The following is a 26,819-nucleotide window of genomic DNA, read 5'->3' as shown; positions in this document are numbered from 1 at the left end:
CCGGTCAGACGCACCTGGGCTTGAAGGCCGGGTCGGCGGGGCCGTTGCGGGTGAGGGCGTGGTCGACCCACTGGACGGTGAGGTCGGTGGTCACGATCAGGGCGTGCTCGGAGAAGTGGCTCGGGCAGGCGTCCTGGAGGACGACGTTGGTGAGCTGGTGGGCGGGGCCGCTCAGCTTCTGGCCCTGCCAGGGGACGACGGCCTCGTCGTACTTGGTGATGATGGTGGTGTAGTCGACGCCGGGTTCGACCTCACGGCCCTCGTTGAGCTTGGTGAGCAGGGCCGAGCCGGGGGTCTGGTCGATGCAGGCGTTGCAGATCTGGAAGCCGATCTCGGGGAACCAGGTGCCGTGCCAGGTGCCGTGGTTGGACGGGGCGATGCCGACCATGTCGTTCACCTTGGCGGCGCCGCCGAGGAAGCGGAGGTAGTAGCGGGGCATCATGCCGCCCTGGCTGTGGCCGACGAGGTCGACCTCGTCGGTGCCGGTCGCGGCGAGCACGCCGTCGACGAACGTGGCGAGCTGCGGGGCGGACTGCTCGATGTGCGCCATGCCGGGGAACGGGTTGCCGGGCAGGTGCCCGTACTCCAGGGCGAACACGCAGTACCCGCGTGAGGCGAGCGCCTCGGACAGGTAGATCCAGTTGGCCCACCCGATCCCCATGGTGCCGTGCACCAGCACGAGCGGGCGCGGGCGCTGCGGGGTGAGTTCGCAGTCCCAGTCGTTGGCGCCGCGCACGCCCGGAGCCTGCAGTTCCTTGGCGGCGGCGATCAGTTCGGCCTCGGACGGGGTCGCGTGGGCGGTTCCGGCGAACGCCGTTCCCGCGATGGCGGCTCCCGCGAGGAGCGAGAGGAGAACGCGGATGGCAACACGCAAGGGGGTCTCCCGGGATCCGTCGCACCGCTTTTGACGATGCGTCCAATTGGCCCCGTGAGTGTAGGTCGGCAATCACTTACTTGCCTAGATCGGACTGGAGCATCCCGCCTTCCGGACATGACGAAGCCCCGCCCCTCGGGTGAGGGGCGGGGCTTCGGTGGAAGGCCGGCGTTACTGGCGGATGACGAGGGTGATCAGGGCCGCGATGGCGGCCAGGGCGATGGCGGAGAAGCCCCATCCGATGCCGCTGGGCTCCCACTTGCGGCCGTGGTCGAGGCTGTAGCGGCCGGGGCCGGTGAAGGCCAGGGCCGCGGCGGCGAAGGCGAAGAGCATGGGTTTCTCGGTGCTCATGTAGAAGCCCTTCTCCCAGTCCACGATGACGGCGTTGATCATGACGCCCATCACCATGGCCGCGCCCAGGGGGGTGAAGAGGCCCAGGGCCAGCAGCAGGCCGCCGACGAACTCGCTGAGGCCGGCGACGACCGCGAAGACCTCTCCCGGCTGGTAGCCCAGCTGGTCGAAGTACATCCCGGTGCCCTTGATGCCGAACCCGCCGAACCATCCGAACAGCTTCTGCGCCCCGTGCGAGGCGATCGCCAGCCCGAAGAACAGCCGCAGCACCAGCAAACCGAAGTCCATGGCCACTCAGCGTAATCACCGCCGCTCCACCCCCCGGCAAAGCCGGACGGCCGGGGGTCGGGGGAGGTGCACCGAAAGCGAAAGTCCGGTCAAAGCGAGGAACGAGCGGATCAACGCCAGGCGACGCGGGCCAGCAGGTTGCTCACGACCATGCCCACGACCGCGTACACGACGGCGGCCAGGCCCCAGTTCTGGTAGATGGCGTTCTCCGGGTCGTCCGGCGTGAACACGTCGCGGAACGGGGTCGCCAGCCACTCGCCGCAGTCCAGGATGAAGCCGACCAGTTCGTTCCCGCGGTTGGCGTCCGCCCACACCAGCAGGATCCCGATGACGAGGATCCCCACCACGACCCCCGTGAGCACCTTGACCACCGTGCCGACCGGATTGCCGCGCATCATCGTTCGGTTCCTCCATGTCGTGTTCATGGGAAACCCGTGCCCGATAACGCCGCGCTTTCAGCCCCGCACCAACTTTTGTCCACATCCGGACATTTCGACAGTGGAAGTTTCGCGACCGTCTGTGCTTAGGGAGCGGAGGGGCGCCGGCCCGCGGCCGGCGCCCCCGGGAGGCCGAGCCGCTATTTGCCCTGGAAGTTCGCGGGGCGCTTCTCGCGGAAGGCGAGGGCGCCCTCCTTGGCGTCCTCGGAGGCCATGACCTCCCAGCCGATGGTGTCGGAGACCTTCAGGGCCTCCTCCTCGGGCAGGTGGAAGGTCTCGCGGTGGGTGCGCAGGATGGCCTGGACGGACAGCGGGGCGCAGGCGGCGATCTGGTCGGCCAGTTCGCGGGCGGCCTTCAGCGCCTCCCCGTCCGGGACGATCTTGTTGATGAGGCCCATGGCCAGGGCCTCCTGCGGGCTCACCGAACGGGCGGTGAGGAGGATGTCCATGGCGGCGGCGTAGCCGATCTGGCGGGGCAGGCGCAGGACGCTGCCGCCCATGGGGAACAGGCCGCGCTTGGCCTCGAAGAGGCCGAGGGTGGCCGATTCGGCGACCACCCGCAGGTCGGTGCCCATCAGCAGTTCGGTGCCGCCCGCCACCGCGTAGCCCTCGATGGCGCAGATGATGGGCTTGGTCGGGACGCTCTCGCGCAGCAGGCCCTTCCAGTGGTAGTTCTCGATCTCCGAGGCGCGCTGCCGCACACGCTCGTCGTCGGAGGGCCTGCTCATCGCCTTCAGGTCCGCGCCGGAGCAGAAGTCGCCGCCCGCGCCCGTCAGGATGCCCACGCGCACCGACGGCTCCGAGCTGATGTACGCGAAGGCCTCCGCCATGCCGACGAGCATGTCCGTGCTCAAAGCGTTCTTGGCTTCCGGGCGATTCATCGTCACGATGACCACATGGCCGTCCTGTTCGACGGTGCAGTGCGACGTGCTGATCGGCAGAACTTCCGGCATCAGGGGCCTCCACGGGGGTCTGAATGAGAACGGATTCTAGTTAGCAGATCGCCTGCCCAACAAGAGTAAAACCAACCCTTGCCGACTCAAACTAGAACGTGATCTACTGCAGTTCTGGACTCGAGTCTCACTCACATCCACCCCCGAGTGCAAGGGAGATGCTCATGGGCACCCTGGGCTTCTGGCGTCTCGCGGAGCAGGATCCGACCTGGATCGCGGCCGTCGACCCCGACGGCACGGAGTACACCGCAGGAGAGCTGCTGAGCCGGTCGAACCGGCTGGTCCACGCGCTGCGCGGGCTGGGCCTGGAGAAGAACGACGGCATCTGCGGGCTGGTGCCCAACGGCGTCGACGGGCTGGTGCTCTACCTCGCCGCGCTGCAGGCCGGCTGGTACTACACGCCGATCAACTGGCACCTGACCGGACCCGAGATCGGCTACATCGTGGCCGACTCCGAGGCCAAGGCCTTCTTCGTGCACGAAAGGCACGCCGAGGCGGGCGCCAAGGGCGCCGACGAGGCGGGCCTGGAGGCGTCCCGGCGCTTCTCCTTCGGCGCCGTCGAAGGCTTCACCCCGGTCGAGGAACTGCTCGACGGACACCCCGACACCAAACCCGAAGACCGCAGCAACGGCGCGACGATGCACTACACGTCCGGGACGACCGGGCGGCCCAAGGGCGTGCGCCGCGCCCTCTACGGCATCGACCCCGACGACAGCGCCGAGTTCATGACGTTCCTGCTCAGCCTGTTCGGGATCCCGCCGGGCGTCGCGGTCACGGGCGAGCCCCAGGCGCACCTGATCACCTCGCCGAACTACCACACGGCCGTGACGCAGTTCGGCGGCACCGCCCTGCAGATGGGCCACACGCTCGTCTACATGGACAAGTGGGACGCCGAGGACACCCTCAAGCTGATCGAGAAGTACAAGGTCACCAACACCCACATGGTGCCCACGCACTTCAAGCGGCTGCTGTCCCTGCCGGAGGAGACCCGCGAGAAGTACGACGTCTCCTCCATGAAGTGGGCGATCCACGCCGCCGCGCCCTGCCCCGTCCCGCTCAAGTACCAGATGCTCGAGTGGTGGGGCCCGTGCATCTGGGAGTACTACGCGGCCACCGAGGGCGGCGGCACCATCGCCTCGCCGGAGGACTGGCTGGCCCACCCGGGCACCGTCGGCAACGCCTGGCCGATCTCCGAAGTGATCGTCGTGGACGACGACGGGAACGAGCTCCCCGCGGGCACCCCCGGCACGATCTACATGAAGATGGCCGGCGCGGACTTCGAGTACAAGGGCGACAAGGAGAAGACCGCCAAGTCACGCCTGCGCGACTTCTTCACGCTCGGGGACGTCGGCTACCTCACCGAGGACGGCTTCCTGTTCCTGTCCGACCGCAAGTCCGACATGATCATCTCCGGCGGCGCCAACATCTACCCCGCCGAGATCGAGAACGAGATCATCCTGCACCCGAAGGTCGCGGACGTCGCGGTGTTCGGCATCCCCAACGACGAGTGGGGCGAGGAGATCAAGGCCGTGATCCAGCCCGCCGAGGGCGTCGAGCCGGACGAGGCCCTCACCGAGGAGCTCTTCGAGTTCCTCAAGCCCCGCCTGGCCAGGATGAAGTGGCCGCGGACCATCGACTACACCGAGGCGCTGCCCCGCGAGCCCAACGGCAAGCTCCTCAAGCGCAAGCTCCGCGACCCGTACTGGGCCGACCGCACGACCGCGATCTGACGCTGGAGAAAGACCTTGCCCACCAATCATGTCCTGGAGTTCCCGGGCGGTTACACCCGCTCGGTCGGCCCGGTCATCGGCCGGTTCCTCTCCGAACTGCGCGACGGCCGCCTCGTCGGCGTCAAGACCCGGGAGGGGCGGGTGCTCTTCCCGCCCGTCGAGTACGACCCGGCCAACGGCCACGAGGTGACCGGCGAGTTCGTCGAGGTCGGCCCGTCCGGCACCGTCGAGTCCTTCGCCTGGGTGCCCGAGCCGCTGCCGACCCACCCGCTGGACCGCCCCTTCGCCTGGGCGCTGATCCGCCCGGACGGGGCGGACACCGCGATCCTGCACGCCCTGGACGTCGGGGAGTACGAGCGCGGCGCCAAGGTGCCCAAGCGGCTCAAGGCCGGCCTGCGGGTCCGCCCGGAGTACCGCGACGAGCGCAAGGGCGATATCTCTGACATCAAGGCGTTCCGCCCCGAGGTCAGCATGACCAACGCCCCGACCCGGGTGGAGTACTCCCTCCAGCCCGGCAAGGCGCTGGACCGCTTCTTCGAGGGCGTCGCCGAAGGAAGGCTCCTCGGCCACCGCTGCGACGTCTGCGGCAAGGTCATCGTCCCGATGGCCGGCCTGTGCGCCAAGGACGGAGTGCCCACGACCGAGGAGGTCGAGGTCGCCGACACCGGCACCGTCACCACCTTCGCGGTCAACAACCTGCCCGACCCGCGCGCCCCCGAGGTGCCGTTCGTCTCCGCCTACATCCTGCTGGACGGCGCGGACATCACGATGCTCGCCCTGGTCGCCGGAATCCCCGCCGACCAGGTCCGGATGGGCATGCGGGTCAAGGCCGCCTGGAAGCCCCGCGAGGAGTGGGGACCCACCCTGGCCAACATCCGCTGGTTCGAGCCCAGCGGCGAGCCCGACGTCCCCTTCGAGACGATCGAGGAGTACCTGTGAAAGACATCGCGATCGTCGCCTTCACCCAGTCCCGGCACACCGCCGAGGACCAGGGGCTGAACGAGACGGAGCTGCTGCTGCCGCTGATCAACGAGATCAAGGAGCAGACGGGCGTCAGCCGGTTCGACTTCACCTGCTCGGGCTCGTGCGACTACCTGCTCGGCTCGCCGTTCTCGTTCGTCTCCGCGCTGGACGCCGTCGGGGCCTGGCCGCCGATCTCCGAGAGCCACGTCGAGATGGACGGCGCGTGGGCGCTGTACGAGGCGTGGGTGAAGATGCAGTACAGCGACGAGGTGCAGACCGCGCTGGTCTACGGGTTCGGCAAGCCGTCGCAGACGAACGTGCGCCAGGTCCTCGGCCTCCAGCTCGACCCGTACTACCTGGCTCCGCTCGGCGTCGACCAGGTGTCGATGGCGGCCCTGCAGGCGCAGTCCTACCTGGCCCGCTCCGGCGCCAAGGAGGGCGACCTCACCGCGATCGCCGCCCGCTCCCGCGCCGACGGCCGGAACAACCCCTTCGCCCTGCACCTGGACGACCCGGCGGACGACGCCCCCTACGACGTCGCCCCGCTGAAGGTCCACGACGTCGCCCCGCAGGCGGACGGCGCCGCCGTCGTCGTCCTGGCCACCGGCGACAAGGTCAGGGAGATCAGCGAGCGGACCGGGCTGAAGCCCGCCTGGATCCGCGGCATCGACCACCGCGCCGACTCCCACTCCCCGGGATCACGGGACCTGTCGGTCTCGCCGTCCGCCCGGATCGCCGGCGAGAAGGCCGGCGCGGCGGGCGTCGAGGTCGCCGAACTGCACACGCAGTTCAGCCACGAGGAGCTGATCCTGCGCGAGGCGCTGGACCTCGGCGAGAACGTGCGGATCAACCCGTCCGGCGGGCCCCTGTCGGCCAACCCGGTGATGGCCGCCGGCCTGATCCGCATCGGTGAGGCCGCCGCCCTCATCCACCGCGGCGAGGCCCGGCGGACCCTGGGTCACGCCACCAGCGGCCCCTGTCTGCAGCAGAACCTCGTCGCCGTCCTGGAGGCCTGATCATGGGCAACCCCTGTGCAGTCATCGGGGTCGGCCAGACCCACTACACCACCAAGCGGCTCGACGTCTCGATCGCCGGCCTGCTGCGCGAGGCGGCCGTCCGCGCGCTGGAGGACGCCCAGCTGACCTGGGACGACATCGACGCCGTCGTCATCGGCAAGGCCCCCGACATGTTCGAGGGCGTCCCCATGCCCGAGGCCTACCTCGCGGACGCCCTGGGCGCGACCGGCAAGCCGATGATGCGGGTGCACACCGCCGGCTCGGTCGGCGGCTCGACCGCCATCGTCGCGGCCAGCATGGTCCAGTCGGGGGTGCACCAGCGGGTGCTGACCGTCGCCTGGGAGAAGCAGTCGGAGTCCAACGCCACCTGGGCGCTGACCGTGGACAAGCCGCACAACAACTCCCTCGTGGTCGGCGCGGGCGGCTACTTCGCCCCCCACATCCGCGCCTACATGCGCCGCTCCGGCGCTCCCGACCACATCGGGATGCTGGTCGCGGTCAAGGACAGGGAGAACGCGCTCAAGAACCCGTACGCGCACCTGAAGATCCCCGGCATCTCCCGCGAGATCGTGGAGATGACGCCGATGCTCTGGGAGCCGATCCGCTACCTGGAGACCTGCCCGTCCTCGGACGGTGCCGTCGCGATGATCCTCGCGAGCGAGGACGCGGCGAAGAAGGCACCGAACAGGCCGGCCTGGATCCACGGGACGGCGATGCGCTCGGAGCCGATCTTCTTCGCCGGGCGCGACACCGTGAGCCCGCAGGGCGGCAAGGACTGCGCCGAGGACGTCTACCGGCAGGCCGGGATCACCGACCCGCGCCGGGAGCTCGACGTCGCCGAGGTGTACGTCCCGTTCTCCTGGTACGAGCCGATGTGGCTGGAGAACCTGGGCTTCTGCGGCGAGGGCGAGGGCTGGAAGCTCACCGAGTCCGGCGCCACCGCGATGGACGGCGACATCCCGTGGAATCCGTCCGGCGGAGTCCTGTCGTCCAACCCGATCGGCGCGTCGGGAATGATCCGCTTCGCCGAGGCGGCCCTGCAGGTCAGAGGGCTGGCGGGCGAGCACCAGATCGAGGGCGCGCGGCGCGCGCTCGGCCACGCCTACGGGGGAGGCGCTCAGTTCTTCGCGATGTGGATCGTAGGGAGCGAGAAGCCTTGACAGTCTTCAACCACGCCGACCTCTTCGAGGGGATCGCCGACGCCATACCCGACCGGCTCGCCCTGGTCTGCGGGGACGAGCACCTCACCTACGCCGAGCTGGACCGGCGGGCCAACCGGCTCGCCCACGCCCTGCTGGCCGAGGGCGTCCGGCCCGGCCAGCACGTGGGGATGCAGCTGTACAACGGCATCGAGTACGCGACCGCGCTCCTGGCCACCTTCAAGATCCGCGCGGTGCCGATCAACGTGAACTACCGGTACGTCGAGGCCGAGCTGGACTACCTCTACGGCAACTCCGACATCGTGGCCCTGTTCTACGACACGGAGTTCGGCGACCGGGTCGCCGCCGTCGCCCCGCGGTTCCCCGCGCTGCGGCTGCTGATCGGCGTCGGCGGGCCGACGCCGGTGCCGGGCGCGCACGAGTACGAGGCCTTCGTCTCCGGACGGCCCGACACCCGCGGGTTCGGCCCGCGCGGTGAGGACGACCACTACATCATCTACACCGGCGGCACCACCGGCATGCCCAAGGGAGTGGTGTGGGGGGTGAAGGACATGCTCTTCGCCTTCGCCAACCCGACCTACCCGCCGCCGGAGACCCCGCAGGGCTGGATCGACCACGCCGCCTCCAGCGGACTTCTGACAATGATGTCGGTGGCGCCGCTCATGCACGGCGCGGCCCAGATGAACACGTGGATCGCCTGGTGGATGGGCGCGACCATGGTGTACGTCCGCAAGTTCGACGCCGACACCGTCTGGCGGACGGTCGGGCGCGAGAAGGTGAACTCGCTCACGGTCACGGGCGACGCGATGGCCATCCCGCTGGCCGACGCGCTGGAGAAGGGCTCCTACGACCTGTCGAGCATGTACGCGTTCGTCTCGACGGGGGCGATCCTCACCGGCGCCGTCCGGGACAGGATCGCCGCGCTGCTGCCGAACGTCATGATCCTCGACCGATTCGGCTCCACCGAGTCCGGATCCACCGCCCAGGCCATGCCCGGCTCGTCCCCGGAGAAGGGGCTGCGCTTCTCCTCGGACGTCCCGGACGTCGCGGTGCTGGACGAGTCCCTGCGGCCGGTCGAGCCGGGGTCGGGGGTGCTCGGCCAGCTGGCCCGCACCGGTTTCATCGCCCGGGGCTACTACAACGATCCGGAGAAGACCGCGAAGACCTTCCCGGTGGTGGACGGCAGGCATTGGCTGCTCACCGGCGACATGGCCACCGTCGAGGAGGACGGGACGATCGCGGTGTTCGGCCGGGGCTCCCAGGCGATCAACACCGGCGGGGAGAAGGTCTACCCCGAGGAGATCGAGGCGGTGCTGAAGGGCCATCCCGCGGTCTTCGACGCGGTGGTCACCGGCATCCCCGACGAGCGGTTCGGCTCCCGGGTCGCGGCCGTGGTCCAGCTGCGGGAGGAGGGCGCCACCTCCGAGGAGCTGGACGCCCACTGCCGCAAGGAGCTGTCGGGCTACAAGGTGCCGCGCACCTACGCCTTCGTCCCGGAGATGCGCCGTTCCCCCGCGGGGAAGGCCGACTACAGGTGGGCCAGAGAGGTCGCGGAACAGGCCTGACCAAACGATTGACGGACCCGGCAGGAGTCCCTGCTCCCTGAGGCGGCTAGTCTCAGAGCCAACGGGAGCAGGGAAAGAAGTCGTTTTTGTCTAGCGAAGCGAAATCAAAGCAGGAACTCCGGGAGAGAGTGCGCCGCCACGCCGTCTGGGCTGTGACGTTGCACAACGCGGGCGCGGCCAAGGCGGGTCTCAACGCCTCGGACGCCCAGGCGCTCAACCTGTTGGAGGTGCACGGGACGATGACGCCCGGCCGGCTGGCGGAGGCGATGAGCCTCACCACCGGCGGGTCCATCACCGCCCTGATCGACAGGCTGGAGAAGGCGGGCCTGGTCCGCCGGGTCCGGGACGCCGCGGACCGGCGCCGGGTGCTGGTGGAACTGGTGGAGGACCGGACCAGGGAACTGCTCGAGCAGTTCACCTCGGTCGACGAGGCGGCCTGGAAGCGGCTGTCGGGCTACACCGAGGAGGAGCGGCAGGTGCTGATCCGGTTCTTCGACGACGTTCACGAGAACGTCCCGGAGATCCTGGCGGATCTGCGCTCCCTTCCCTGAACCGAGGTCCGCTTGCCCGGTCAGCGGGACTCGGGTTGCCTCCGGCGCGTTTCCGCGCATTAATTCTACCGATCGTTTGGTCGGTTTTCGGGAGGTAGCGTGCTCAAGGAACGCAGGCTCGCCATCGAGGGGTGGTTCACCACCGACCCGGTGGCGCTGATCGGAACGCGCTGCGGGGAGTGCGGCACGCCGTACTTCCCGCGCAACGCGCTGGCCTGCCGGAACCCCGGCTGCACCGGCCCCAAGGACGGCTCGGAGCTCGCCGAGTACGCCTTCTCCACCCGCGGGCGGATCTGGTCCTACGCCGACTCCCGGTACAAGCCGCCGGCCCCCTACATCTCGCCCGAACCGTTCCGGCCGTACGTGCTGGCGGCGGTCGAGCTGGACGTCGAGAAGATCGTGATCCTCGGCCAGGTGGTGCCCGGCCTGACGGTGGACGACCTGGCCGTCGGGCAGGAGGTCGAACTCACCCTCGGGACGCTCTACACCGACGACGAGGCCGAGTACGTGGTGTGGATGTGGAGGCCCGTCTCATGAGCGGCAGGGAGATCGCGATCCTCGGCGCGGGCATGCACCCGTGGGGCAAGTGGGGACGCAGCTTCATCGAGTACGGGCTGGCCGCCGCGCGGGCCGCGCTCGCCGACGCCGGCCTGTCCTGGCAGGACGTGCAGTACGTGGCGGGCGCCGACACCATCCGCAACGGCTACCCCGGCTTCATCGCGGGGGCGACCTTCGCCCAGGCGCTCGGCTGGTCCGGCGCGCAGGTCTCGTCCTGCTACGCCGCCTGCGCGTCCGGCGCGCAGGCGATCGCCAACGCCCGCGCCCAGATCCTCTCCGGACTGTGCGACGTCGCGCTGGTCGTGGGCGCCGACGCCGCGCCCAAGGGCTTCTTCGCGCCGGTCGGCGGGGACCGCCCCGACGACCCGGACTGGCTGCGGTTCCGCCTGCTCGGCGCGACCAACCCCATGTACTTCGCGCTGGCCGCCCGCCGCCGCATGGCCCTGCACGGCTCGACGTCCGAGGACTTCGCCCAGGTCAAGGTGAAGAACTCCCGGCACGGGCTGAACAACCCCAACGCCCGCTACCGCAAGGAGGTCGCGGTCGGGGAGGTGCTGGAGTCCGCGGTGGTGGCCGACCCGCTGCGGCTGCTGGACATCTGCGCCACCAGCGACGGCGGCGCCGCGCTCGTCCTGACCTCCATGGAGTTCGCGCGCTCGCGCGGCCTGGAGCCGGTCCGCATCTCCGGCCTGTCCACGGTCACCCCGACCTTCCCCAAGACGGTCCTGGACCTGCCGGACTTCGCCACGGACTCGGCGATGACCGTCGAGGCGCCCGAGCGGCCCTTCCGCGCCGCGCTGGCCCACAAGGCCTACGAGGAGGCGGGCGTCGGCCCCGAGGACGTCTCCGCGGCCGAGGTCTACGACCTGTCCACCGCGCTGGAGCTCGACTGGATGGAGGACCTCGCCCTGTGCGAGCCCGGCCAGGCCGAGTCCCTGCTGCGGGCGGGGGAGACCTCGATCGGCGGCCGGATCCCGGTCAACCCCTCCGGCGGTCTGGCCAGCTTCGGCGAGGCCATCCCCGCCCAGGCCATCGCTCAGCTGTGCGAGCTCACCTGGCAGCTGCGCGGCCAGGCCGAAGGCCGTCAGGTGGAGGGCGCCCGGGTCGGCATCGCCGTCAACCAGGGACTCTTCGGACACGGCAGCGCCACGATCGTGACCCGCTGAGCCCGGCGGTACCTCGCACCGGCCCGTCCCCGTTTCGGGGGCGGGCCGGCGGCGTTCCGGGCGGTTCCTCCAAAGGGGCGGTCAGCCCCTGAGGAACTCGCGGGTGCGGGAGTCCAGGTCCAGGCCGGCCGTGGTGCGGCGGAGGGTGGACAGGAGCAGGTCGTGCACCTCGCGGTGCGCGGCCAGGCGGGTGACGTCGAGTTCCAGGTCGCGGCCCGCGCCGTCCTCCAGGAAGAGGGTGGGGCGGCGGGAGGCGGTGTTCAGCCGGACGTGGCGCAGCCCGCCGGTCTTCACCCAGGAGGCGCCGTAGCGGAACCAGTCGGCGCCCGCCGCGATCGACGGGGTGCGGGCCCACACGAACAGGGCGAACAGCGCGGACAGCACGACGGGGACGGTCCACAGCAGCGGTTCGGCAGCCCAGGAGAGCCCGCCGTCGGCGAGGCTGAACAGGGCCGCGGACAGCAGCAGCGACCCGAGGAAGGCGGCGAGGAATCCGCGCGGGTCGCGGGAGGTCCACGCCAGGGGCGAGGTCTGGCCCGGCGGTGGTTGGGGCCTGCGTGCCATGGCGCGACTCCGTTCCGTCACTGCGGCCCTGTCACTCGTGGAGCGACTGGACGGCGTAGCGCAGGCGTGCCTCGACGATGAGGTGCTCGTCTTGCGGGCAGTCCAGCATCTCCCTCGCGCGGGCGACGAGCTGCTCGTCGGTGAGCGTGGTTTCAGCGGCCAGCCTACGCACGAGTTCGACCAGCTCGTCCCGGCGGTAGGCGACGATGGAACGGCCCGGCGTGAGGTCGAGCGGCTCTTCACCGGAACGGGGCGCGGGGACCTCGGGGCGTTCCGGCGGGGGAGAGGGAAGCCTCCGTCCGCCGTCCGAGCCCATCTCCAGCACCGGGAACCGGGCGGCGAGCGCGCCGAAGAACGTCGTCTCCGGAGTGAGGTCCCGGTCCGCGGGCACGGATCCGCCCTCGCCGAGGATCATCACCTGGGCCGCGTGCCACAGCAGGAAGAGCGACTCCACGCCCTCACCCGCGTGGTCGACCACCACGACGTCGAAGCGGTCCCGGGCGCCGGGCAGGGCGGAGACGGCCTCGGCGGGCGGCATGATCCACAGGGGCGGCGGGGCGTCCGGCCGGGACAGCACCCAGCCCCACGCCTGGGCGTAGGAGAGGGTGGCGCCGGCCTCGACGGCCTGTTCGCGGGTCCGCTCCAGCGCCTCGGCCAGCTCCAGGTCCTCGCGGGCGCGCGGATGCTCCAGCAGCAGGGACGACACGTGCGCCCAGCGCCAGGCCTCCTCCCACTCCTCGGGCACCAGCGTCGGGCGCCGGGCCAGGTCGGGGTGGACCTCGCGCAGCCGTTCCAGCAGTTCCACGCAGCGCAGCTCCGCCGCCTGCTCCCTGCGGGCGCGGTCCAGGCCCTCCAGGCACCTCTCGTAGGCGGGCAGGTCGCGGGCGGACAGGGCGGCGGCCGCGGCCTGCAGCTCCGGCGGGGCCTGCCCCTCGCCGATCTCCAGCTCGACCGTCTGCCGCAGGGACGCCAGCGCCGCCCAGGCCGTCGAGGCCCGCTGGCGGACCCGGACGAGCTCCAGCGCCCGCCGGTACTCCCGCCACTCGGCAGGGGTGCGCAGCGGGACCTGCAGGCCGATGCGGCGCAGCAGCCGGTTGGTCTCGGTGACGGCCCGCAGCGCCGTCCTGACCTGGCCGAGCTTGGCGTACAGCACCGACAGCTGGGCGACCAGCCCGTCGAGCGCCTGGCTGTCGGCGAGTTCCACCCCGACCGAGCGCCACGCCTCGGCCAGCTCGGCCACGGCCTGCCTGCTCTCCAGCGCGGCGATGACCACGTCCAGGCGTTCGGGTGTCCTGGGCGGGCCTCCGTCGACGGTGGCCTCCGTCAGCAGCGGCTCGGCGCGCTTCTGCACCGCGGGTTTGATCGGGCCGCGCTTCAGCACGCCCCCGGAGGCCAGGTGGCGGCGCAGTTCCAGCGCCGCCTCGATGAGCTCGCCCTCGGCTCCGGGCGGCAGCACCACCCAGTGCCCGCCGACCGCGCGCAGGGCCCTGTCGGCGGTCGCGGCCCGGCCCGCCAGGTCGCCCAGGTACTCCCACAGCGGGGCGGGCCCGGCCAGCCCCTCGCGCAGGGCGCGGGCGGTCCAGTCGCTGCTGCCCCAGTCGATGCCCAGGTCGTCCATGGCGCTCTGGACGACCCCCGCGTACTCCTCGAGCCGCTGCAGAGCCTCGGGTTCGCGGTCGGAGAGCCGCTGGGCGAGGTCGCCCGGCTCGGTCGCGGGCACCTGCGCCATCGCCACCAGCAGCCGCACCCTGCCGGGAGCGGGCAGCGCCGACGGGTCGGGGAGGCGCTGGCCGGCCCTGGCCTCGCGGGCGGGGGTGCGGGTGGCCAGCAGCTCGGTGAGCTCGGCCGCCTCCTCACAGGTGAGCGGGGGCTCGGCGGGCAGGCCGCGGAGCACTGGCAGCCAGGGGAAGCCGGGGGACAGGGCCGCCTCCAGCTCCTCCCGGGTGCCGTGGTAGCCGGGGGCGAGGTCCAGGCGCTCCTCCTGCCGGAAGGCGGCGAGCCGGGCCCGCAGCCCGGCCGCCTCGTGCTGGAGGTCGACGGCCCTGGCATGGCGCTCGGCCAGCGCCCGGTCGTAGCGCTCGGGGTCGTGGGCGGCGAAGCGGGCGCCCAACTCCCGGGTGCGCTCGGCGAGGTCGGATCCGCCGCCGGTGAACGTGACGGCCAGCCCGGCGAGCTCGGCGGGCAGCCGGCCGCGGACCTTCTGCGGGTGCCTGGTGGTGACCAGGACGCGCCGGCCTCGGGCGAGCAGCGCGGTGAGCAGACCGCCCACGGACGAGCGGTCCGGCAGATGCGCCAGCCGGTCGTCCGGGCCGGGCCTGAGGAAACGGGCGATCCCCGCGGGCACCGGCCCGTCGTCCAGGTCGGCGAGCATGCCCTCCAGCAGCCCGACCAGGGCGGAGCCGGAGCGGGAGCGCAGGACCAGGGCGGGCGCGAGCCGGATCCTGGTGCCGGGGCCGCCCTCGTCCGCCCAGTCCTCGCGGAAGGGGACGGGCCCGGGGAAGGCGGACGACCCCCATTTGCGCAGGACGTCGGAGACGGAGGCGTGGAGGGCCGCGCCCTGCCCGGCCCTGACGGCCTCGCGCAGCCAGTCGGTCCGGGCGGGCTGGAAGCCCGGGGTGTCGCCGAGCACGTCGAGGTCCTGCAGGACGGCGGGACCATGGCCGACCACCACGTCGACCCGCCCGGTGCGGGGGTCGGGCTCGACGCGCACCGGGGTGGCCAGCAGGTGGTTGCGCACCTGGACCGGCTCGTCTTGGGCGCCGTCCGTCCAGGTGAACAGGCCGGTGGCCAGCACGAGCTCCCTGCCGTGCGGGTCGCCGGGCTCCTGCGGGGAATCGATAGCCTCGGCCAGGCCGCTCAGCGCGCGGTACCAGCGGCGCAGGCCGAGCCAGGTGTCGAAGCCGGCCGCGTCGGCCACCGAGTCGGGCGGCTCCAGCGGGATCGGCGGAAGCCCGAAGAGCACCTCGCCGGGGCCCGCGTCAGGGTGCAGCCGGACGTCGGAGGGCAGCTCCGAGAGCCAGTGCACCTGGTCGTAGGCGGCGAGGTCGGGCACCCTGACCCGCCGGGACACCGCGACGTCCCGCAGGGAACGCAGCAGCTCCTCCGCCTCGGCCTCGATCTCTCCGGCCTTCAGCTCGCCGCCCACCCGCGCCCCCTTCGGTGACCTCGGTGTCCGGGGTGGCCCCGGTGTCCCGGGCGCCCCTCGCTCAATCAATCAGACTAATGTCCAATAGTGCTGCGATTCAGTTGGTAGCGTACGGTGACCCGAGGAGCACCGTACGCATTTTCCCGTGTTTTGGGGACCGGCTGTCAGATCCGGGTGGCCCGGTACTTCTCCTCGTTCGGCATCATGATCCACAGGATCACGTAGGCGATGAACTGCGGTCCGGGCAGCAGGCAGGACAGCAGGGCCAGTATGCGGACGAGGCCGGGGCTCAGGTCGAACCTCCGGGCCAGTCCGGCGCACACTCCCGCGATCATCCTGCCCTGCCGGGGACGGTAGAGGCCTTCCATGTCGACTCCTTCACTGGTGGTGTGGATGACCACCACGCTACGAAGCCACCAGGCCTGACAAATCGGTCTTATGTACTGTTCTTAGCTGGTCCTTGAGGGTTAAGGGAAGTCCCTTAAGGGGCCAGGAGCGGGGGAAGTTCGGCGAGCGAGCCCAACTGGAAGCGGCAGCGGGCGAGCGCCTCGTCGTCCCGCTGCACGTTGCCCCAGGGGCCGCGCCGGAGGAAGGCGACCTGGAAGCCGGCGGCGAGTCCGGGCCTGACGTCGTTGTCGATGCGGTCGCCCACGTAGAGGATGCGCTCGGGCGGCAGGCCAGCCTCGGCGCAGACCCGGGCGAAGAACCCGGGAGACGGCTTCTCCACGCCCCAGTCCTCGGACATGCCCACGATGTCGGCCTCCAGGCCGAGCGCGGCGAACTGGGCGGCGGCCTCCTTCGGCTGGTTGCCGGCCACCCCCACCAGCAGCCCCATCGCCCGCAGGTCGGCCAGGCAGCGCCGCGCGTCAGGGTAGAGGTCCTGCGGGCCGAAGCCGTTCGGCACCCCGGCGGCGCGCCGGGCCGCCTCCTCCGCGGCCAGGTCGAAGCCCGGCCTGAAGTGCTCCAGGACGGCCAGGTGGTGCTCGCCCCGGGCGATCACCCCGCCGAGGACCGCGTTGAAGGTGTGCCGAGGCACGCCCAGCCAGTCGGCCCACTCGCCGTAGATGCGCCCTTCGTTGATGAGGGTCTCGCCGACATCGAAGAACACCGCCTTGATCTCCATTTTCCCCATCCTAAGGACGCCCTTCACATGTTCGTGCTCAGGGTTTACCGTCACAGAACCTACCTAGCGCTTGGTAAGAGAGGAGGGCGGTGTGCCGGTACCCGACCAGCGCGACCCCGCGCTCACCAGGGAGATCCTCACCCGCTGGCTGGACGGGCGGCTGCCCGGAGCCGCCGTGGAGCACCTGGAGACCCCGGTCTCCAGCGGGTTCTCCGCCGAGACCCTGATCTTCCGCGCGGGCGGCGCGGACTACGTCGCCAAGGTCGCGCCGACCGGTCACCAGATCTTCCCCGAGCCCCGCTTCGAGGAGCAGTACCGCGTGCTGCGCGAACTGCACGGGCGGGGCGTGAAAGTGCCGGAGGTGTTCTGGTACGAACCGGACCCCTCGTTGCTGGGCGCACCGTTCTTCGTCATGGCCGCCCGCCCCGGACGCGCGCCCTCCGACATGCCGCCCTACCACCAGGAAGGGTGGGTCACCGAGATCACCCCGGCGGAACGGGCCGCCCTGTGGGACAACGGGCTGCGCGCCATGGCGGACGTCCACGCCCAACCGGTCGACGGGCTGGAGTACGTCGACCAGACGGAGTACGGGCCGACGGGGCTGGTGCAGCGGCTCAACTACTACGAGCACTACCTGCACTGGTCCTACGAGGGGAAGGTCCCGATCGCGGAACGGGCGCTGGAGTGGCTGCGCGCGAACCGTCCCGAGGAGAAGCGCCCACCGGCACTGCTGTGGGGGGACTCGCGGATCGGCAACATGCTGTTCGTGGACGGCGAGGTCAGCGCGATCCTCGACTGGGAGATGGTCACCCTGGGACAACCCGAAGAAGACCTCGCCTGGTACCTCTACCTGGACCGACACCACTACACGGCCGTCGGTCTTCCGCCCCTGGAAGGGTTCCCGGGAAGAGAACGGACCGTCGTGCGGTACACCGAACTCCTCGGACGCCCGATGGAGAACCTGCCCTACTACGAGGTGCTGTCCGGCCTGAAGTTCGCGGTCGTGATGGCACGGATCGGCCGGCTGTTCATCGAGTACGGACTTGTGCCGCCGGACGACCCCTTCCCCCACACCAACACCGCCACCTCGCTACTGGCCACCGTGCTGGAGGAAGCGTGAGCCTTTCCCCGCCGAGTCCGCGCCCCTCATTCGAGTGACGGGGATTCTGTCGGTGGTGGCCGTTAGCGTCCGGCTGTGAACGACACAGTGGTGAAGACCGTCCACGGCATGGTTCGGGGGATCGACCAGGGCGGCGTCGTCTCCTTCCGGGGGATTCCGTACGCCGCCGCGCCGGAAGGGGAGCTGCGGTTCCAGGCCCCCTGCCCGCCGGAAGGCTGGGAGGGGGTGCGTGACGCCGTCGGGTTCGGGCCCGCGGCGCCTCAGCTTCCCCCGGCACCGGGGGCGCCGCCGGTGTGGCGGCCCGGTGACGGGCTGGACTGCCTGCGGCTGAACGTCTGGACGCCGGACGCGGGCGGGGCGGGTCTGCCGGTCATGGTCTGGATCCAGGGCGGCGCGTGGAAGGCGGGTTCGGCCCGCATGCCGCACTACGACGGCGCCTTGCTCGCCGGTTCCGGGGTCGTGGTGGTGACACTCGACTACCGGGTGGGTTTCGAGGGCTTCGGGCACCTGCCCGGCGCTCCCGACAACCGCGGGCTGCTCGACCAGCTCGCGGCGCTGCGCTGGGTACGGGAGAACATCGCGGCCTTCGGCGGCGATCCCGACGCCGTCACCGTCTTCGGGCAGTCCGCGGGCGCGGCGTCGGTCGTGCTGCTCCTCGCCGCACCGGCCTCCGAGGGGCTGTTCCGACGGGCGATCGCGCAGAGCGTCCCGGAGGGGGCGCGCACCGCGGACGAGGCCGGGCGGATCACCGCCTCGCTGGCCGCCGCGGCGAGGGTGGAGGCGACCCTGGAGGGGTTCGCGGCGCTGCCGCCCGAGTCGATCCTCGCCGTGCAGGACGCGCCGCTGACGGGGCCGGGCGCGGGCGTCAGCGCCTTCGGGCCGGTCGTCGACGGCGAGCTCGTCACCGGGCAGCCGTGGACGGGGATCGGGGAGGTCGCCGCCCGGAGGGTGGAGCTCGTCTGCGGGTACACCCGAGAGGAGTTCCGCGGGCTCTTCCCCGGGCCGCCCCCGCCCGGCGTCGGCCCGGCGGACGTGGCGGCCTCCCTCGGGCTCGGCCCCGACGCGGTCGCCGCCTACCGCGAGGCGTACCCCGGCGCGGACGACGCGGGCCTGTTCATGGTGATGATGTCGGACGCGGTGGTGCGTGTGCCGACGATGCGGGTGGCCGAGGCGCACGCGAGGGCGGGCGGCCGCACCTGGCTGTACGAGTTCGCCTGGCGGGGCCCCGTGCTCGGCGCGGGTCACGGCGTGGACGTGCCGTTCGTCTTCGGCAACGTCCAGGGCGGGTTCGCGGCGCGTGTGCTGGGTTCCCCGCCGCCGGAGGACTTCGCGGGGCTCTCCGCGCGGATCCGCGAGTCCTGGACGTCCTTCGCCGCGGCCGGCGACCCCGGCTGGCCGCGGTTCGACCTCGATGAGCGCAGGGCCAGGGTCTGGGACACCGAGCCGTCGGACACGGCCCGCCCGTTGGAGGCTTCCCGCCTCATCTGGGAGCAGGCGGCCGGTTGAAGACGAAGGGTCCGCCTCGCCCGGTGGGGCGAGGCGGACCCTCGGGTCGTTCGGTGCGGCTCAGGCCGTGGGGGCCAGCGCGCGGACCGCCTCGACGCCGTTCAACTGGCTGTTCGGCAGCAGCATGAGGATCGGGGTGGTCAGGCCGTTCGCGACGTACTCCTTGATGCGCTCGCGGCAGTCGGCGGGTGAGCCGTGGACGATGAGGTCGTCGACGACCTCATCGGGGATGGCCTTCAGCGCGCCCTGGCGGTCGCCCGCCGCCCACGCCTCGTTCATCGGGCGCATCGCCTCGCCGCGGCCCAGCCACTCGTGGAACTTCTGGTAGACCGGGACGTTCAGGTACGCGGTGATGAGCCAGCGGCCCAGCTTGCGCGCCTCGTCGGCGTCCTCGGTGGGGACGACGAAGAGCCGGGCGAGCAGCTCCTTGTCCGGGTCGAATGCCCCGCGCACCGTCCGGACGTCCTGCGGGGACAGCCAGTTGGTGATGGCGGCGTCGGCCTCGCGGGCGGCCAGCCGCAGCATGCCGGGCCGCAGCGCCGCAAGCGCGATCTTCGGCGGGACCTCCGGCGCGGACTCCAGCTTGAAGCCCTTCACGCCCAGCGCCTCGTCGGTGACCTTCTCGCCCGCGAGCGCGCGGCGCAGGAACCGCAGGGTGTCGCGCACCTTGGCGAACGGCTCGGTGAACGGGATGCCGTTCCAGCGCTCCACGATGGTGTCGCTGGAGGTGCCGATGCCGAGTACGAACCTGCCGGGGGCCAGGTCGGCCAGGGTCGCGGCCTGCTGCGCCAGCAGCGCGGGTCCGCGCGTGTAGACCGGCACGATCGCGGGGCCGAGCCGCAGTTCGGGCGCCCACTGCGAGGCGAGCGCGAGCGGGGTGAATCCGTCGTTGCCGTTGGTCTCGGCCGACCAGACGTCGGTGTAACCCAGCCCGGGCAGTTCCTGGACGAGGTCTTTGTGCTCGGCGAGCTTGATGCCGGGCAGCGGAATGGTCAGTCCCCAGTTCACGTTGTCTCCTCAGGCTTGTTCGTCAGGCGATGGACGGGCGGATGATGGATCCGCCGTCGACGACCATGGTCTGCCCCGTCATCCAGGAGGAGGCGTCGCCGGCCAGGAAGACCGCCGCGTTGGCGATGTCCTCGGGCACGCCCAGGCGACCCAGGGGCAGGTCCTTGCTGATCGCCTCCTCGTTCTCCTCCCACAGCGCACGCGCGAGCTTCGTCTTCACCAGGCCGGGCGCGATCGCGTTGACCCGCACCTTGGGCGCCAGCTCCATCGCGAACTGCCGGGACAGGTGGATGACCGCGGCCTTCGTGGCGTTGTAGTACCCGATGCCGTGCTCGGTCACGAGTCCGCCGACGCTGGCGATGTTGATGACGGAGCCGCCGTTGGCCTCCATCGACGCGCGCCAGGCGAGCTTCGTCCACAGCACGACCGCGTACTGGTTGACCTCGACGGTCTTGGCGGCGAGGGAGGCGTCGATGTCCACCATCGGCCCGTAGTGGGGGCTGGTCCCGGCGTTGTTGACCAGCACGTCGAGCCGGCCGAACTCGGCGACCGCGGCCTCGACGCAGGCCCTGGCCTGCTCCTCGTCCCCCACGTGCGCGGCCTTGGCCAGCACGCCCACTTCCGGGTGCGCGGCCCGGATCTCGGCCGCGACCTCGTCCAGTGCCTCCTGCTTGCGCGAGGAGAGCACCACGTTGGCGCCCTCCGCCGCCAGCCCGAAGGCGATCGCCTTTCCGATGCCGCGAGACGCGCCCGTGATCAGCGCGGTCTTGCCTTCCAGTCCAGTCCGCATGCCACCCTCCAGAACGTGATTCGCCGCGCACTCTACCCACTAACTGACTCACGGGTTACTTGGGCCCCCGGGGGTGGGGAAGGAGATGCGTGAGTTCACGTTCGGGCACGAACTTCCCGGGTACGACAGGCATCTAAGGCTTCAAGCGATGCTGTGATCGCGGCGCTGACGTTATGCACCTTCGAACCTGGATATGGTCACTTCTATGCCGAACGAGACCTCGAGTGACCGGTTGCTGGCACGTCGATACCGGCTTCACACGCAGGTCGGCCGGGGCGGGATGGGAACGGTCTGGCAGGCCTTCGACGAAGTCCTGGGCCGGGACGTCGCCGTCAAGGAGGTGATCCTGCCCTACGGGCTGAGCGACGACGAGCGCGAGCTGCAGCACCGCCGCACGTTCCGCGAGGCGCGCACCGCTGCGCGGCTCGCCCACCCGGGGGTCGTCACGGTCTACGACGTGGTGGAAGAGGACGACCGCCCCTGGATCGTCATGGAGCTCATCAAGGCGCGCTCCCTCGACCAGGTCATCAAGAAGGACGGCACGCTGCCCTACCAGCGCGCCGCGTCCATCGGCGGGCAGATGCTCAGCGCGCTGCACGCCGCGCACGAGGCCGGCGTGCTGCACCGCGACGTCAAGCCGTCCAACGTGCTGATCACGGCCGACGACCGGGCGGTCCTGACCGACTTCGGCATCGCCACCGCCACCGGCGACGCCACGTTGACCGCGACGGGCCTCGTCATGGGCTCTCCCGCCTACATCGCGCCGGAACGGGCGCGGGGCAAGGTCGCCGGGCCCGCGTCCGACCTGTGGTCGCTGGGCGTCACCCTGTACGCGATGGTCGAGGGCCGCTCGCCCTACGACCGGCCCGAGCCGATGGCGTCGCTGATCGCCATCATCACCGACCCGGTGCCGCACTCGCAGAAGGCCGGACCGCTCTGGCCGGTCATCGAGGGCCTGCTGGACAAGAACCCCGAAACCCGGCTGACCGCCCTGGAGGCGGGCCGCATGCTGGACGAGATCGCGCAGAACGGCACCGTCACACTGCCCGCCTCCAGCACCCGCACCCTGGTCGAGCCGCGCCCCGAGGAGGTCTCCGAACTCCCGCAGACCGGCCAGGTCGCGCGGCCGGAGCGGACCGGGGAGTCCGGGAAGCCGGAGAAGAAGGACGGCGGGCTCGGCCTGTTCGACGCGCAGACCACCCAGGCGGGCGCGGGCAACCGGGGCGGGCGCGCCACCGCGATGGTCGTCGCCGCCATCACGCTGGTGACCGCGCTGATCGTCGGAGGGCTGATCTGGGCGCAGAGCGACAACGGCGGAGCCGAGGAGAAGAAGGACCCCGCCACGACGCCGACGAGTCAGAGCACCTCCCAGGGGACGTCCACGCCCACTCAGACGGCGAGCGCGACCCCGACGGTCTCCGGGCCGCCCAAGGGCTTCCACCAGTACACCGACCCGAGCGGCTACTCGCTGTGGATCCCGGACGGCTTCACCGGCCCCGAGTACCAGGACCCTCAGAACCACTTCTTCCGCGAATCGGGCACCGGCGTCGTGATCCAGATCGGCCAGACCGACAAGCCGGGAGACAACGCGCTGGCGGACTGGCAGCAGCAGTCGCAGTCCACCGGATTCAAGAACTACAAGACGGTCGAGATAAGGCCGACCGGGAACAACCCTCCCGTGCCCGACACCGGGGACGGCTCGAAGTCCGCGGACTGGGAGTTCACCTTCACCGGTGACAGCGGCGGCAGGATGCACGCGCTGAACCGGGGTTTCGTGACGGACAACGACATGGGATACGCCATCCTCATCATGGCGCCGGAGAGCTCGTGGGCCGAGACCTGGGAGAGGCTCCAGCCCGTCCTGAGGGGTTTCCAGGGCCGAAGCTGATCATCTTTATGGTTCCGTGAACAACTCTCGATAGGGTCCGCCCATGACACAGGGGGAGGAGCGGCTGCTGGGAGGCCGCTACCGGCTTGACAGGATGCTCGGCCGCGGGGGCATGGGGACCGTCTGGCACGCCGTCGACGAGGTGCTGAGCAGGTCCGTCGCGGTCAAGGAGGTGACCACTCCACCAGGGCTGGACGACGAGGCCCGCGCGGTCATGCACGAGCGCATGCTGCGCGAGGCGCGGGCCGCGGCCCGGCTGACCCACCCGGGCATCGTCACCGTCCACGACGTGGTGGAGGAGGACGGGGTCCCGTGGATCGTCATGGAGTTCGTGCAGGCGCGCACGCTCCAGGACGTCATCGACGCCGAGGGGCCGCTGCCGGCCGCCAGGACCGCCGAGATCGGACGCCAGCTGCTGGGGGCGCTGCGGGCCGCGCACACGGCCGGGATCCTGCACCGCGACGTCAAGCCGGCGAACGTCATGCTCAGCGAGGACCGCGCCGTCCTCACCGACTTCGGCATCGCCCAGATGGAGGGCGACGTCTCCCTCACCCAGACGGGCATCGTCATGGGCTCGCCCGCCTACATGTCGCCGGAGCGGGCGCAGGGCCTCAAGCCGGGCCCGCCGGCGGACCTGTGGGCGCTGGGCGCGACGCTGTTCACCGCGACCGAGGGGTACGCGGCGTTCGAGCGGCCCGAGGTGCTCTCGACGCTGGCCGCGGTGATGATGGAGCCGGTGCCGCCGATGCAGCGCAGCGGTCCGCTGAGCCAGGTGATCCTGGGCCTGCTGGAGAAGGACCCCGACGTCCGGCTCAACGCGGCGGCGGCCGCCGAGCTGCTGCACCGGGCCGACGCGGGGGCCGCGGCCCCGCTGCTGTCCACCGCGCCCGACCGCTCCCACCAGGAGTTCATGGCCACGGCGGCGATCGCGGAGGAGCGCCGGCCCGTCGGCGAGGTGTTCGACTCCCTGTACCGGCAGCCGCCGCCTCCCGCCCGTCCGTCCTGGCAGGAGGCGGCGACGTTCCACACCTCGTCGCTCCCGCCCGTCAGGGAGGTGCCCCCGCCCGCGCAGCCGGTCTCCTACGAGCCGCCTCCGCCGGTCTACGACCCTCCCCCGCCGGTCTACGATCCGCCTCCGCCGGTCTCCTATGAGCCGCCCGCGCGGCACCAGGCTCCCGCGTCCCGGCACATGGCGTCGCCTCCGCCGGCGCACCAGTCCCACCCGGCCCATCCGGTCCAGGCGCCTCACCGGTCCTCCGACGAGCAGTGGATCCAGGACCTCGACAGGGGACGCCCGCCCAGGTCCCGCGCGAGCGGGCGGGGACTGGGGTTCTCCGCGCTGGTCGGCTCGTTGGCGGGGATCCTGGCGATCATCGCGCTGGTCTTCGTGCTGAAGCCCCAGGTCTTGTTCGGAGAGTTCGATGAGGACTCCGGGGAGGGCTTCAGCATCGAGGTCCCCCGGGAGTGGAACAAGCGGACGGACGGCAACTCCACTTACTGGAACGACCCGGACTCCGAGGCCTATGTCCAGGTCGACAGCACGGACTGGAGCGTCGACGGCAGTGCCCAGCAGTCACTCAGAGTGCTGAAGACGTTGAAGGGGTTCGAGCAGGTCGAGTTGAAGAGGCTCGGTCCGCTCCACGGGCAGCCCGCGGCGGAGATGGAGTACCGGTTCCTCAGTAAGGGCGGGGAGCCCCGGCACGGGATCAACCGCCGACTGAAACTCGACGGCCAGACGTGGGCGGTGAACGTGGTCTTCCCCGAGGACGATTGGTCTGAGAACGAGGAGGACGCCCTGCGTATTCTCGATTCATTCGGGCCATGAGATGCTTTGAGCCTGCGGGGGGACTCACGCGTCCCCTCTAGGACCAGCGGGACCGAGACATAGGGGAGTTCCGGTCCCGACGAGTTCTCCACAGTTCGGGGGAGAAACCGGATCATGGGACAGTCGGCTGGGCGTCCGCTCGGTGGCCGCTACCGGTTGCGGACCGAGATCGGACGCGGCGGGATGGGCGCGGTGTGGAGCGCCCTGGACACCATGCTCGACCGCGAGGTGGCGGTCAAGGAGGTGACGTTCGGGCCCGGCCTGAGCGCCCGCGAGAAGGACGTCCTCAAGCAGCGCACCCTCCGCGAGGCGCGGGCCTCCGCCCGGCTCAACCACCCCAACGTGGTGACCGTCCACGACGTGGTCGAGGAGGAGGGCCGCCCGTGGATCGTCATGGAGCTGGTCAAGGCCCGCTCCCTGCAGCAGATCCTCGACGCCGAGCGCACGATCCAGCCGTGGCGCGCCGCCGACATCGGGCGGCAGGTGCTGGACGCGCTGCGCGCCGCCCACTCGCGCGGCATCCTGCACCGCGACGTCAAGCCCAGCAACATCCTGATCACCGAGGACGAGCCGGCCCGGGTGGTGCTCACCGACTTCGGCATCGCCCAGATGGAGGGCGACGTCACCCTCACCCAGACCGGTCTGGTGATGGGCTCGCCCGCCTACATCCCGCCGGAGCGGGTGCAGGGCGAGAAGGCGACGGCCGCCTCGGACCTGTGGTCGCTGGGCGCGACGCTCTTCGCCGCGGTCGAGGGGTACGCCCCCTACGAGCGGCAGGACGCGATGGCGGCGCTTTCGGCGGCGCTTTCGGAGCCGGTGCCCCGGCCGCGGAACGCCGGGCAGCTCACCCGGGTGCTGGAGGGGCTGCTGTCGCGGGAGCCCGCCACCCGGATGACGGGCGAGCAGGCGATGCCGCTGCTGGCGGACGTCGCGTCGTCCCGGCCCAACCCGATCCTGGCCGCGGCCACCCAGTTCGACGAGACGGTCCTGGACCGGCCCCGCGAGGACCCGATGGAGACCGTCCTGGACCCGGACCGGCTCGGCCAGGTGTCGCGGCAGATCCAGCGGCAGCCGCCCGTCTCGCAGCCTCCGCCGGTGGAGCCGGAGGCCAAGACCCTGCTGGAGCCCCAGATCTGGTCTTCCGGCGGGGACTACCAGGGCTATCAGCAGCAACTGCCCTACCAGTACGACTACGGGCAGCAGCACTACCAGCAGCAGCCTCCGCCGGTCCAGAGCGGCCAGGGCGGTGCGGGCGGCTCGACCGACCGGACCATGATGATCACCGTCCTGTCGGTGGTGATCGCGGTGATCGCTCTGGTGCTGCTGGTGTCGCTGCTGTGGTGACAGCCTCCCGGCCGCGCCCCGGAGGGGGGCGGCCGATGGCGGTCACTCCCGTACCCTGTGTCACACGGGTCCGGGCAGGCGGGACGGGCCGTCGGCGCGTCGGGGCGCCGGTCTGTGTGTATTGAGACCTCTCCTTGGCCGTCTTCTCCCTATGAATGCGGGAGAATCATGGACAAATACCAGGAGGTGTCCCTTGAGCGGCGATGTACGGATCACCGTCACGCGCACTCTGAGCAAGGAGCAGCAGGCGCGGCGGGCACGGTTGGTCCAGGCCGCGAGGGAACTCGCGAGCGAGGGCGGCTACGCCGCGGTGACCATGCACGACGTGGCCGACCGTGCGGGGGTGGCGAGGGCGACGGTGTACCGCTACTTCTCGTCCAAGGACCATCTGCTCACCGAGGTCGCCGCCGACTGGGCCCAGCTGATCGCCGACGTGACGGTGCCGGAGGCGGACCCGGCCGAGCGGCTGGGCGTGCTGCTGGAGGCGCTGATCGACCTGGCCGCCGACAATCTCCCGCTTACCTCGGCGATCGTCCAGGCGACGACCTCCCAGGACGCGGGGGTGGACGAGCCGCGCAACGAGCTGTTCCGCTACGTCCGCGACCGGTTCAGCGGCGCGATCGACCCGGACGGGACGCTCGGCTCGGTGGCCGGGGTCTGTCTGGAGGACGTGGAGGCGGTCGTGGGGCAGCTGGTGCTGTCCGCGCTGATCAGCCTGACCGCGCTGGCCCTTCCCCGGGAGGAGGTCCGCTCCCTGATGCGCACCGCGTCGCGCCTGATCGTCGGCGCACGTTGAGTTGTTATCACGTTCGTAACAAATAAACCGGTGCTTTTGTCGTCCTCCTAGAAGCACCGGTATGAACGTGCGGGTAACTTGCGAGTTCCACGCAGTAT

General features: G+C 71.0%; 24 protein-coding genes. 14 read left to right on the top strand and 10 right to left on the bottom strand.

Going from position 1 to position 26,819, the window contains the following annotated elements; genetic code table 11:
* Nucleotides 1–4 precede the first annotated feature (4 nt).
* The 4 genes from ABGB12_RS24720 to ABGB12_RS24705 all read right to left on the bottom strand — a co-directional run bounded on the left by ABGB12_RS24720 (nucleotide 5) and on the right by ABGB12_RS24705 (nucleotide 2,903).
* The gene (locus ABGB12_RS24720) at nucleotides 5–874 is read right to left on the bottom strand and encodes an alpha/beta fold hydrolase (RefSeq protein ID WP_347681824.1); all 870 of its coding nucleotides are present in this window, start codon (nucleotides 872–874) and stop codon (nucleotides 5–7) included.
* Between the two features lie 171 nt (nucleotides 875–1,045).
* Entirely contained in the window at nucleotides 1,046–1,513 is a 468-nt protein-coding gene (locus ABGB12_RS24715; RefSeq protein WP_347681823.1) for a DoxX family protein, read from the bottom strand.
* A gap of 110 nt (nucleotides 1,514–1,623) precedes the next feature.
* Nucleotides 1,624–1,911, bottom strand: a complete 288-nt coding sequence (locus ABGB12_RS24710; RefSeq protein ID WP_347681822.1) for a hypothetical protein — start codon at nucleotides 1,909–1,911, stop codon at nucleotides 1,624–1,626.
* A 179-nt stretch (nucleotides 1,912–2,090) separates the two neighbouring features.
* Nucleotides 2,091–2,903, bottom strand: coding sequence for a crotonase/enoyl-CoA hydratase family protein (locus tag ABGB12_RS24705; protein WP_347681821.1), 813 nt, complete (start codon nucleotides 2,901–2,903; stop codon nucleotides 2,091–2,093).
* A 164-nt stretch (nucleotides 2,904–3,067) separates the two neighbouring features.
* Here ABGB12_RS24705 and ABGB12_RS24700 point away from each other — a divergent pair, with 164 nt between their 5' ends.
* The 8 genes from ABGB12_RS24700 to ABGB12_RS24665 all read left to right on the top strand — a co-directional run bounded on the left by ABGB12_RS24700 (nucleotide 3,068) and on the right by ABGB12_RS24665 (nucleotide 11,612).
* The gene (locus tag ABGB12_RS24700) at nucleotides 3,068–4,633 is read left to right on the top strand and encodes an acyl-CoA synthetase (RefSeq protein WP_347681820.1); all 1,566 of its coding nucleotides are present in this window, start codon (nucleotides 3,068–3,070) and stop codon (nucleotides 4,631–4,633) included.
* Nucleotides 4,634–4,648: 15 nt separating this feature from the next.
* Nucleotides 4,649–5,572 (top strand): OB-fold domain-containing protein, encoded by a 924-nt coding sequence (locus tag ABGB12_RS24695; protein ID WP_347681819.1) that lies wholly within the window; start codon nucleotides 4,649–4,651, stop codon nucleotides 5,570–5,572.
* Nucleotides 5,569–6,612, top strand: a complete 1,044-nt coding sequence (locus ABGB12_RS24690) for a thiolase domain-containing protein (RefSeq protein WP_347681818.1) — start codon at nucleotides 5,569–5,571, stop codon at nucleotides 6,610–6,612. The genes ABGB12_RS24695 and ABGB12_RS24690 overlap by 4 nt, the downstream gene beginning before the upstream one ends.
* A 2-nt stretch (nucleotides 6,613–6,614) precedes the next feature.
* Entirely contained in the window at nucleotides 6,615–7,772 is a 1,158-nt protein-coding gene (locus ABGB12_RS24685; protein WP_347681817.1) for a thiolase domain-containing protein, read from the top strand.
* Nucleotides 7,769–9,337 (top strand): acyl-CoA synthetase, encoded by a 1,569-nt coding sequence (locus ABGB12_RS24680; RefSeq protein ID WP_347681816.1) that lies wholly within the window; start codon nucleotides 7,769–7,771, stop codon nucleotides 9,335–9,337. The genes ABGB12_RS24685 and ABGB12_RS24680 overlap by 4 nt, the downstream gene beginning before the upstream one ends.
* A 152-nt stretch (nucleotides 9,338–9,489) precedes the next feature.
* Entirely contained in the window at nucleotides 9,490–9,888 is a 399-nt protein-coding gene (locus ABGB12_RS24675) for a MarR family transcriptional regulator (protein WP_347681815.1), read from the top strand.
* 99 nt (nucleotides 9,889–9,987) lie between these two features.
* A complete protein-coding gene (locus tag ABGB12_RS24670) occupies nucleotides 9,988–10,425 on the top strand; it encodes an OB-fold domain-containing protein (protein ID WP_347681814.1) in 438 nt (145 codons plus the stop codon).
* Nucleotides 10,422–11,612, top strand: coding sequence for a lipid-transfer protein (locus ABGB12_RS24665; RefSeq protein ID WP_347681813.1), 1,191 nt, complete (start codon nucleotides 10,422–10,424; stop codon nucleotides 11,610–11,612). Before ABGB12_RS24670 ends, ABGB12_RS24665 begins: the two co-directional genes overlap by 4 nt.
* A gap of 81 nt (nucleotides 11,613–11,693) precedes the next feature.
* Here the strand turns inward: ABGB12_RS24665 and ABGB12_RS24660 are convergent, their stop codons facing one another.
* The 4 genes from ABGB12_RS24660 to ABGB12_RS24645 form a co-directional block, all read right to left on the bottom strand.
* On the bottom strand, nucleotides 11,694–12,176 hold the full coding sequence (locus ABGB12_RS24660; protein ID WP_347681812.1) for a hypothetical protein: 483 nt from the start codon (nucleotides 12,174–12,176) through the stop codon (nucleotides 11,694–11,696).
* 31 nt (nucleotides 12,177–12,207) lie between these two features.
* The gene (locus ABGB12_RS24655; RefSeq protein WP_347681811.1) at nucleotides 12,208–15,321 is read right to left on the bottom strand and encodes a hypothetical protein; all 3,114 of its coding nucleotides are present in this window, start codon (nucleotides 15,319–15,321) and stop codon (nucleotides 12,208–12,210) included.
* 164 nt (nucleotides 15,322–15,485) lie between these two features.
* Nucleotides 15,486–15,689: a PspC domain-containing protein gene (locus tag ABGB12_RS24650; protein ID WP_347681810.1), complete on the bottom strand. Its 204-nt coding sequence runs from the start codon at nucleotides 15,687–15,689 to the stop codon at nucleotides 15,486–15,488.
* Between the two features lie 113 nt (nucleotides 15,690–15,802).
* Complete coding sequence (locus tag ABGB12_RS24645; protein WP_347681809.1) at nucleotides 15,803–16,444, bottom strand: HAD family hydrolase; 642 nt, start codon at nucleotides 16,442–16,444, stop codon at nucleotides 15,803–15,805.
* 91 nt (nucleotides 16,445–16,535) lie between these two features.
* On the opposite strand from ABGB12_RS24645, the gene ABGB12_RS24640 reads away from it, so the two are divergent.
* Together ABGB12_RS24640 and ABGB12_RS24635 are read left to right on the top strand one after the other, a co-directional pair.
* Nucleotides 16,536–17,564 carry a phosphotransferase family protein gene (locus ABGB12_RS24640; protein WP_347681808.1) on the top strand — a complete coding sequence of 343 codons (1,029 nt, stop codon included), beginning with the start codon at nucleotides 16,536–16,538 and terminating at the stop codon, nucleotides 17,562–17,564.
* A 75-nt stretch (nucleotides 17,565–17,639) separates the two neighbouring features.
* Nucleotides 17,640–19,070 (top strand): carboxylesterase family protein, encoded by a 1,431-nt coding sequence (locus ABGB12_RS24635; protein ID WP_347681807.1) that lies wholly within the window; start codon nucleotides 17,640–17,642, stop codon nucleotides 19,068–19,070.
* Between the two features lie 60 nt (nucleotides 19,071–19,130).
* Here the strand turns inward: ABGB12_RS24635 and ABGB12_RS24630 are convergent, their stop codons facing one another.
* Both ABGB12_RS24630 and ABGB12_RS24625 read right to left on the bottom strand, forming a co-directional pair.
* The gene (locus tag ABGB12_RS24630; RefSeq protein WP_347681806.1) at nucleotides 19,131–20,078 is read right to left on the bottom strand and encodes an LLM class F420-dependent oxidoreductase; all 948 of its coding nucleotides are present in this window, start codon (nucleotides 20,076–20,078) and stop codon (nucleotides 19,131–19,133) included.
* Nucleotides 20,079–20,100: 22 nt separating this feature from the next.
* Complete coding sequence (locus tag ABGB12_RS24625) at nucleotides 20,101–20,868, bottom strand: SDR family oxidoreductase (RefSeq protein WP_347681805.1); 768 nt, start codon at nucleotides 20,866–20,868, stop codon at nucleotides 20,101–20,103.
* 205 nt (nucleotides 20,869–21,073) lie between these two features.
* Here ABGB12_RS24625 and ABGB12_RS24620 point away from each other — a divergent pair, with 205 nt between their 5' ends.
* The 4 genes from ABGB12_RS24620 (at nucleotide 21,074) to ABGB12_RS24605 (ending at nucleotide 26,721) form a co-directional block, all read left to right on the top strand.
* Nucleotides 21,074–22,756: a protein kinase gene (locus tag ABGB12_RS24620; protein WP_347681804.1), complete on the top strand. Its 1,683-nt coding sequence runs from the start codon at nucleotides 21,074–21,076 to the stop codon at nucleotides 22,754–22,756.
* Between the two features lie 43 nt (nucleotides 22,757–22,799).
* Nucleotides 22,800–24,581, top strand: coding sequence for a protein kinase (locus tag ABGB12_RS24615; protein WP_347681803.1), 1,782 nt, complete (start codon nucleotides 22,800–22,802; stop codon nucleotides 24,579–24,581).
* 114 nt (nucleotides 24,582–24,695) lie between these two features.
* Entirely contained in the window at nucleotides 24,696–25,925 is a 1,230-nt protein-coding gene (locus tag ABGB12_RS24610) for a serine/threonine-protein kinase (RefSeq protein WP_347681802.1), read from the top strand.
* 193 nt (nucleotides 25,926–26,118) lie between these two features.
* The gene (locus tag ABGB12_RS24605) at nucleotides 26,119–26,721 is read left to right on the top strand and encodes a helix-turn-helix domain-containing protein (RefSeq protein ID WP_347681801.1); all 603 of its coding nucleotides are present in this window, start codon (nucleotides 26,119–26,121) and stop codon (nucleotides 26,719–26,721) included.
* Nucleotides 26,722–26,819: the final 98 nt, after the last annotated feature.

This window comes from Actinocorallia sp. B10E7 (assembly GCF_039871655.1).
Lineage (GTDB): Bacteria > Actinomycetota > Actinomycetes > Streptosporangiales > Streptosporangiaceae > Actinocorallia.
This window is presented reverse-complemented; position numbering and strand designations above follow the sequence as displayed.

Excerpts from the sequence above, each read along its gene's own strand:
- ABGB12_RS24715 (WP_347681823.1), bottom strand. The coding sequence starts at position 1,513 with ATGGACTTCGGTTTGCTGGTGCTGCGGCTGTTCTTCGGGCTGGCGATC.
- ABGB12_RS24660 (WP_347681812.1), bottom strand. The coding sequence starts at position 12,176 with ATGGCACGCAGGCCCCAACCACCGCCGGGCCAGACCTCGCCCCTGGCG.
- ABGB12_RS24710 (WP_347681822.1), bottom strand. The coding sequence starts at position 1,911 with ATGATGCGCGGCAATCCGGTCGGCACGGTGGTCAAGGTGCTCACGGGG.
- ABGB12_RS24610 (WP_347681802.1), top strand. The coding sequence starts at position 24,696 with ATGGGACAGTCGGCTGGGCGTCCGCTCGGTGGCCGCTACCGGTTGCGG.
- ABGB12_RS24620 (WP_347681804.1), top strand. The coding sequence starts at position 21,074 with ATGCCGAACGAGACCTCGAGTGACCGGTTGCTGGCACGTCGATACCGG.
- ABGB12_RS24705 (WP_347681821.1), bottom strand. The coding sequence starts at position 2,903 with ATGCCGGAAGTTCTGCCGATCAGCACGTCGCACTGCACCGTCGAACAG.
- ABGB12_RS24700 (WP_347681820.1), top strand. The coding sequence starts at position 3,068 with ATGGGCACCCTGGGCTTCTGGCGTCTCGCGGAGCAGGATCCGACCTGG.
- ABGB12_RS24625 (WP_347681805.1), bottom strand. The coding sequence starts at position 20,868 with ATGCGGACTGGACTGGAAGGCAAGACCGCGCTGATCACGGGCGCGTCT.
- ABGB12_RS24665 (WP_347681813.1), top strand. The coding sequence starts at position 10,422 with ATGAGCGGCAGGGAGATCGCGATCCTCGGCGCGGGCATGCACCCGTGG.
- ABGB12_RS24650 (WP_347681810.1), bottom strand. The coding sequence starts at position 15,689 with ATGGAAGGCCTCTACCGTCCCCGGCAGGGCAGGATGATCGCGGGAGTG.
- ABGB12_RS24645 (WP_347681809.1), bottom strand. The coding sequence starts at position 16,444 with ATGGAGATCAAGGCGGTGTTCTTCGATGTCGGCGAGACCCTCATCAAC.
- ABGB12_RS24615 (WP_347681803.1), top strand. The coding sequence starts at position 22,800 with ATGACACAGGGGGAGGAGCGGCTGCTGGGAGGCCGCTACCGGCTTGAC.
- ABGB12_RS24685 (WP_347681817.1), top strand. The coding sequence starts at position 6,615 with ATGGGCAACCCCTGTGCAGTCATCGGGGTCGGCCAGACCCACTACACC.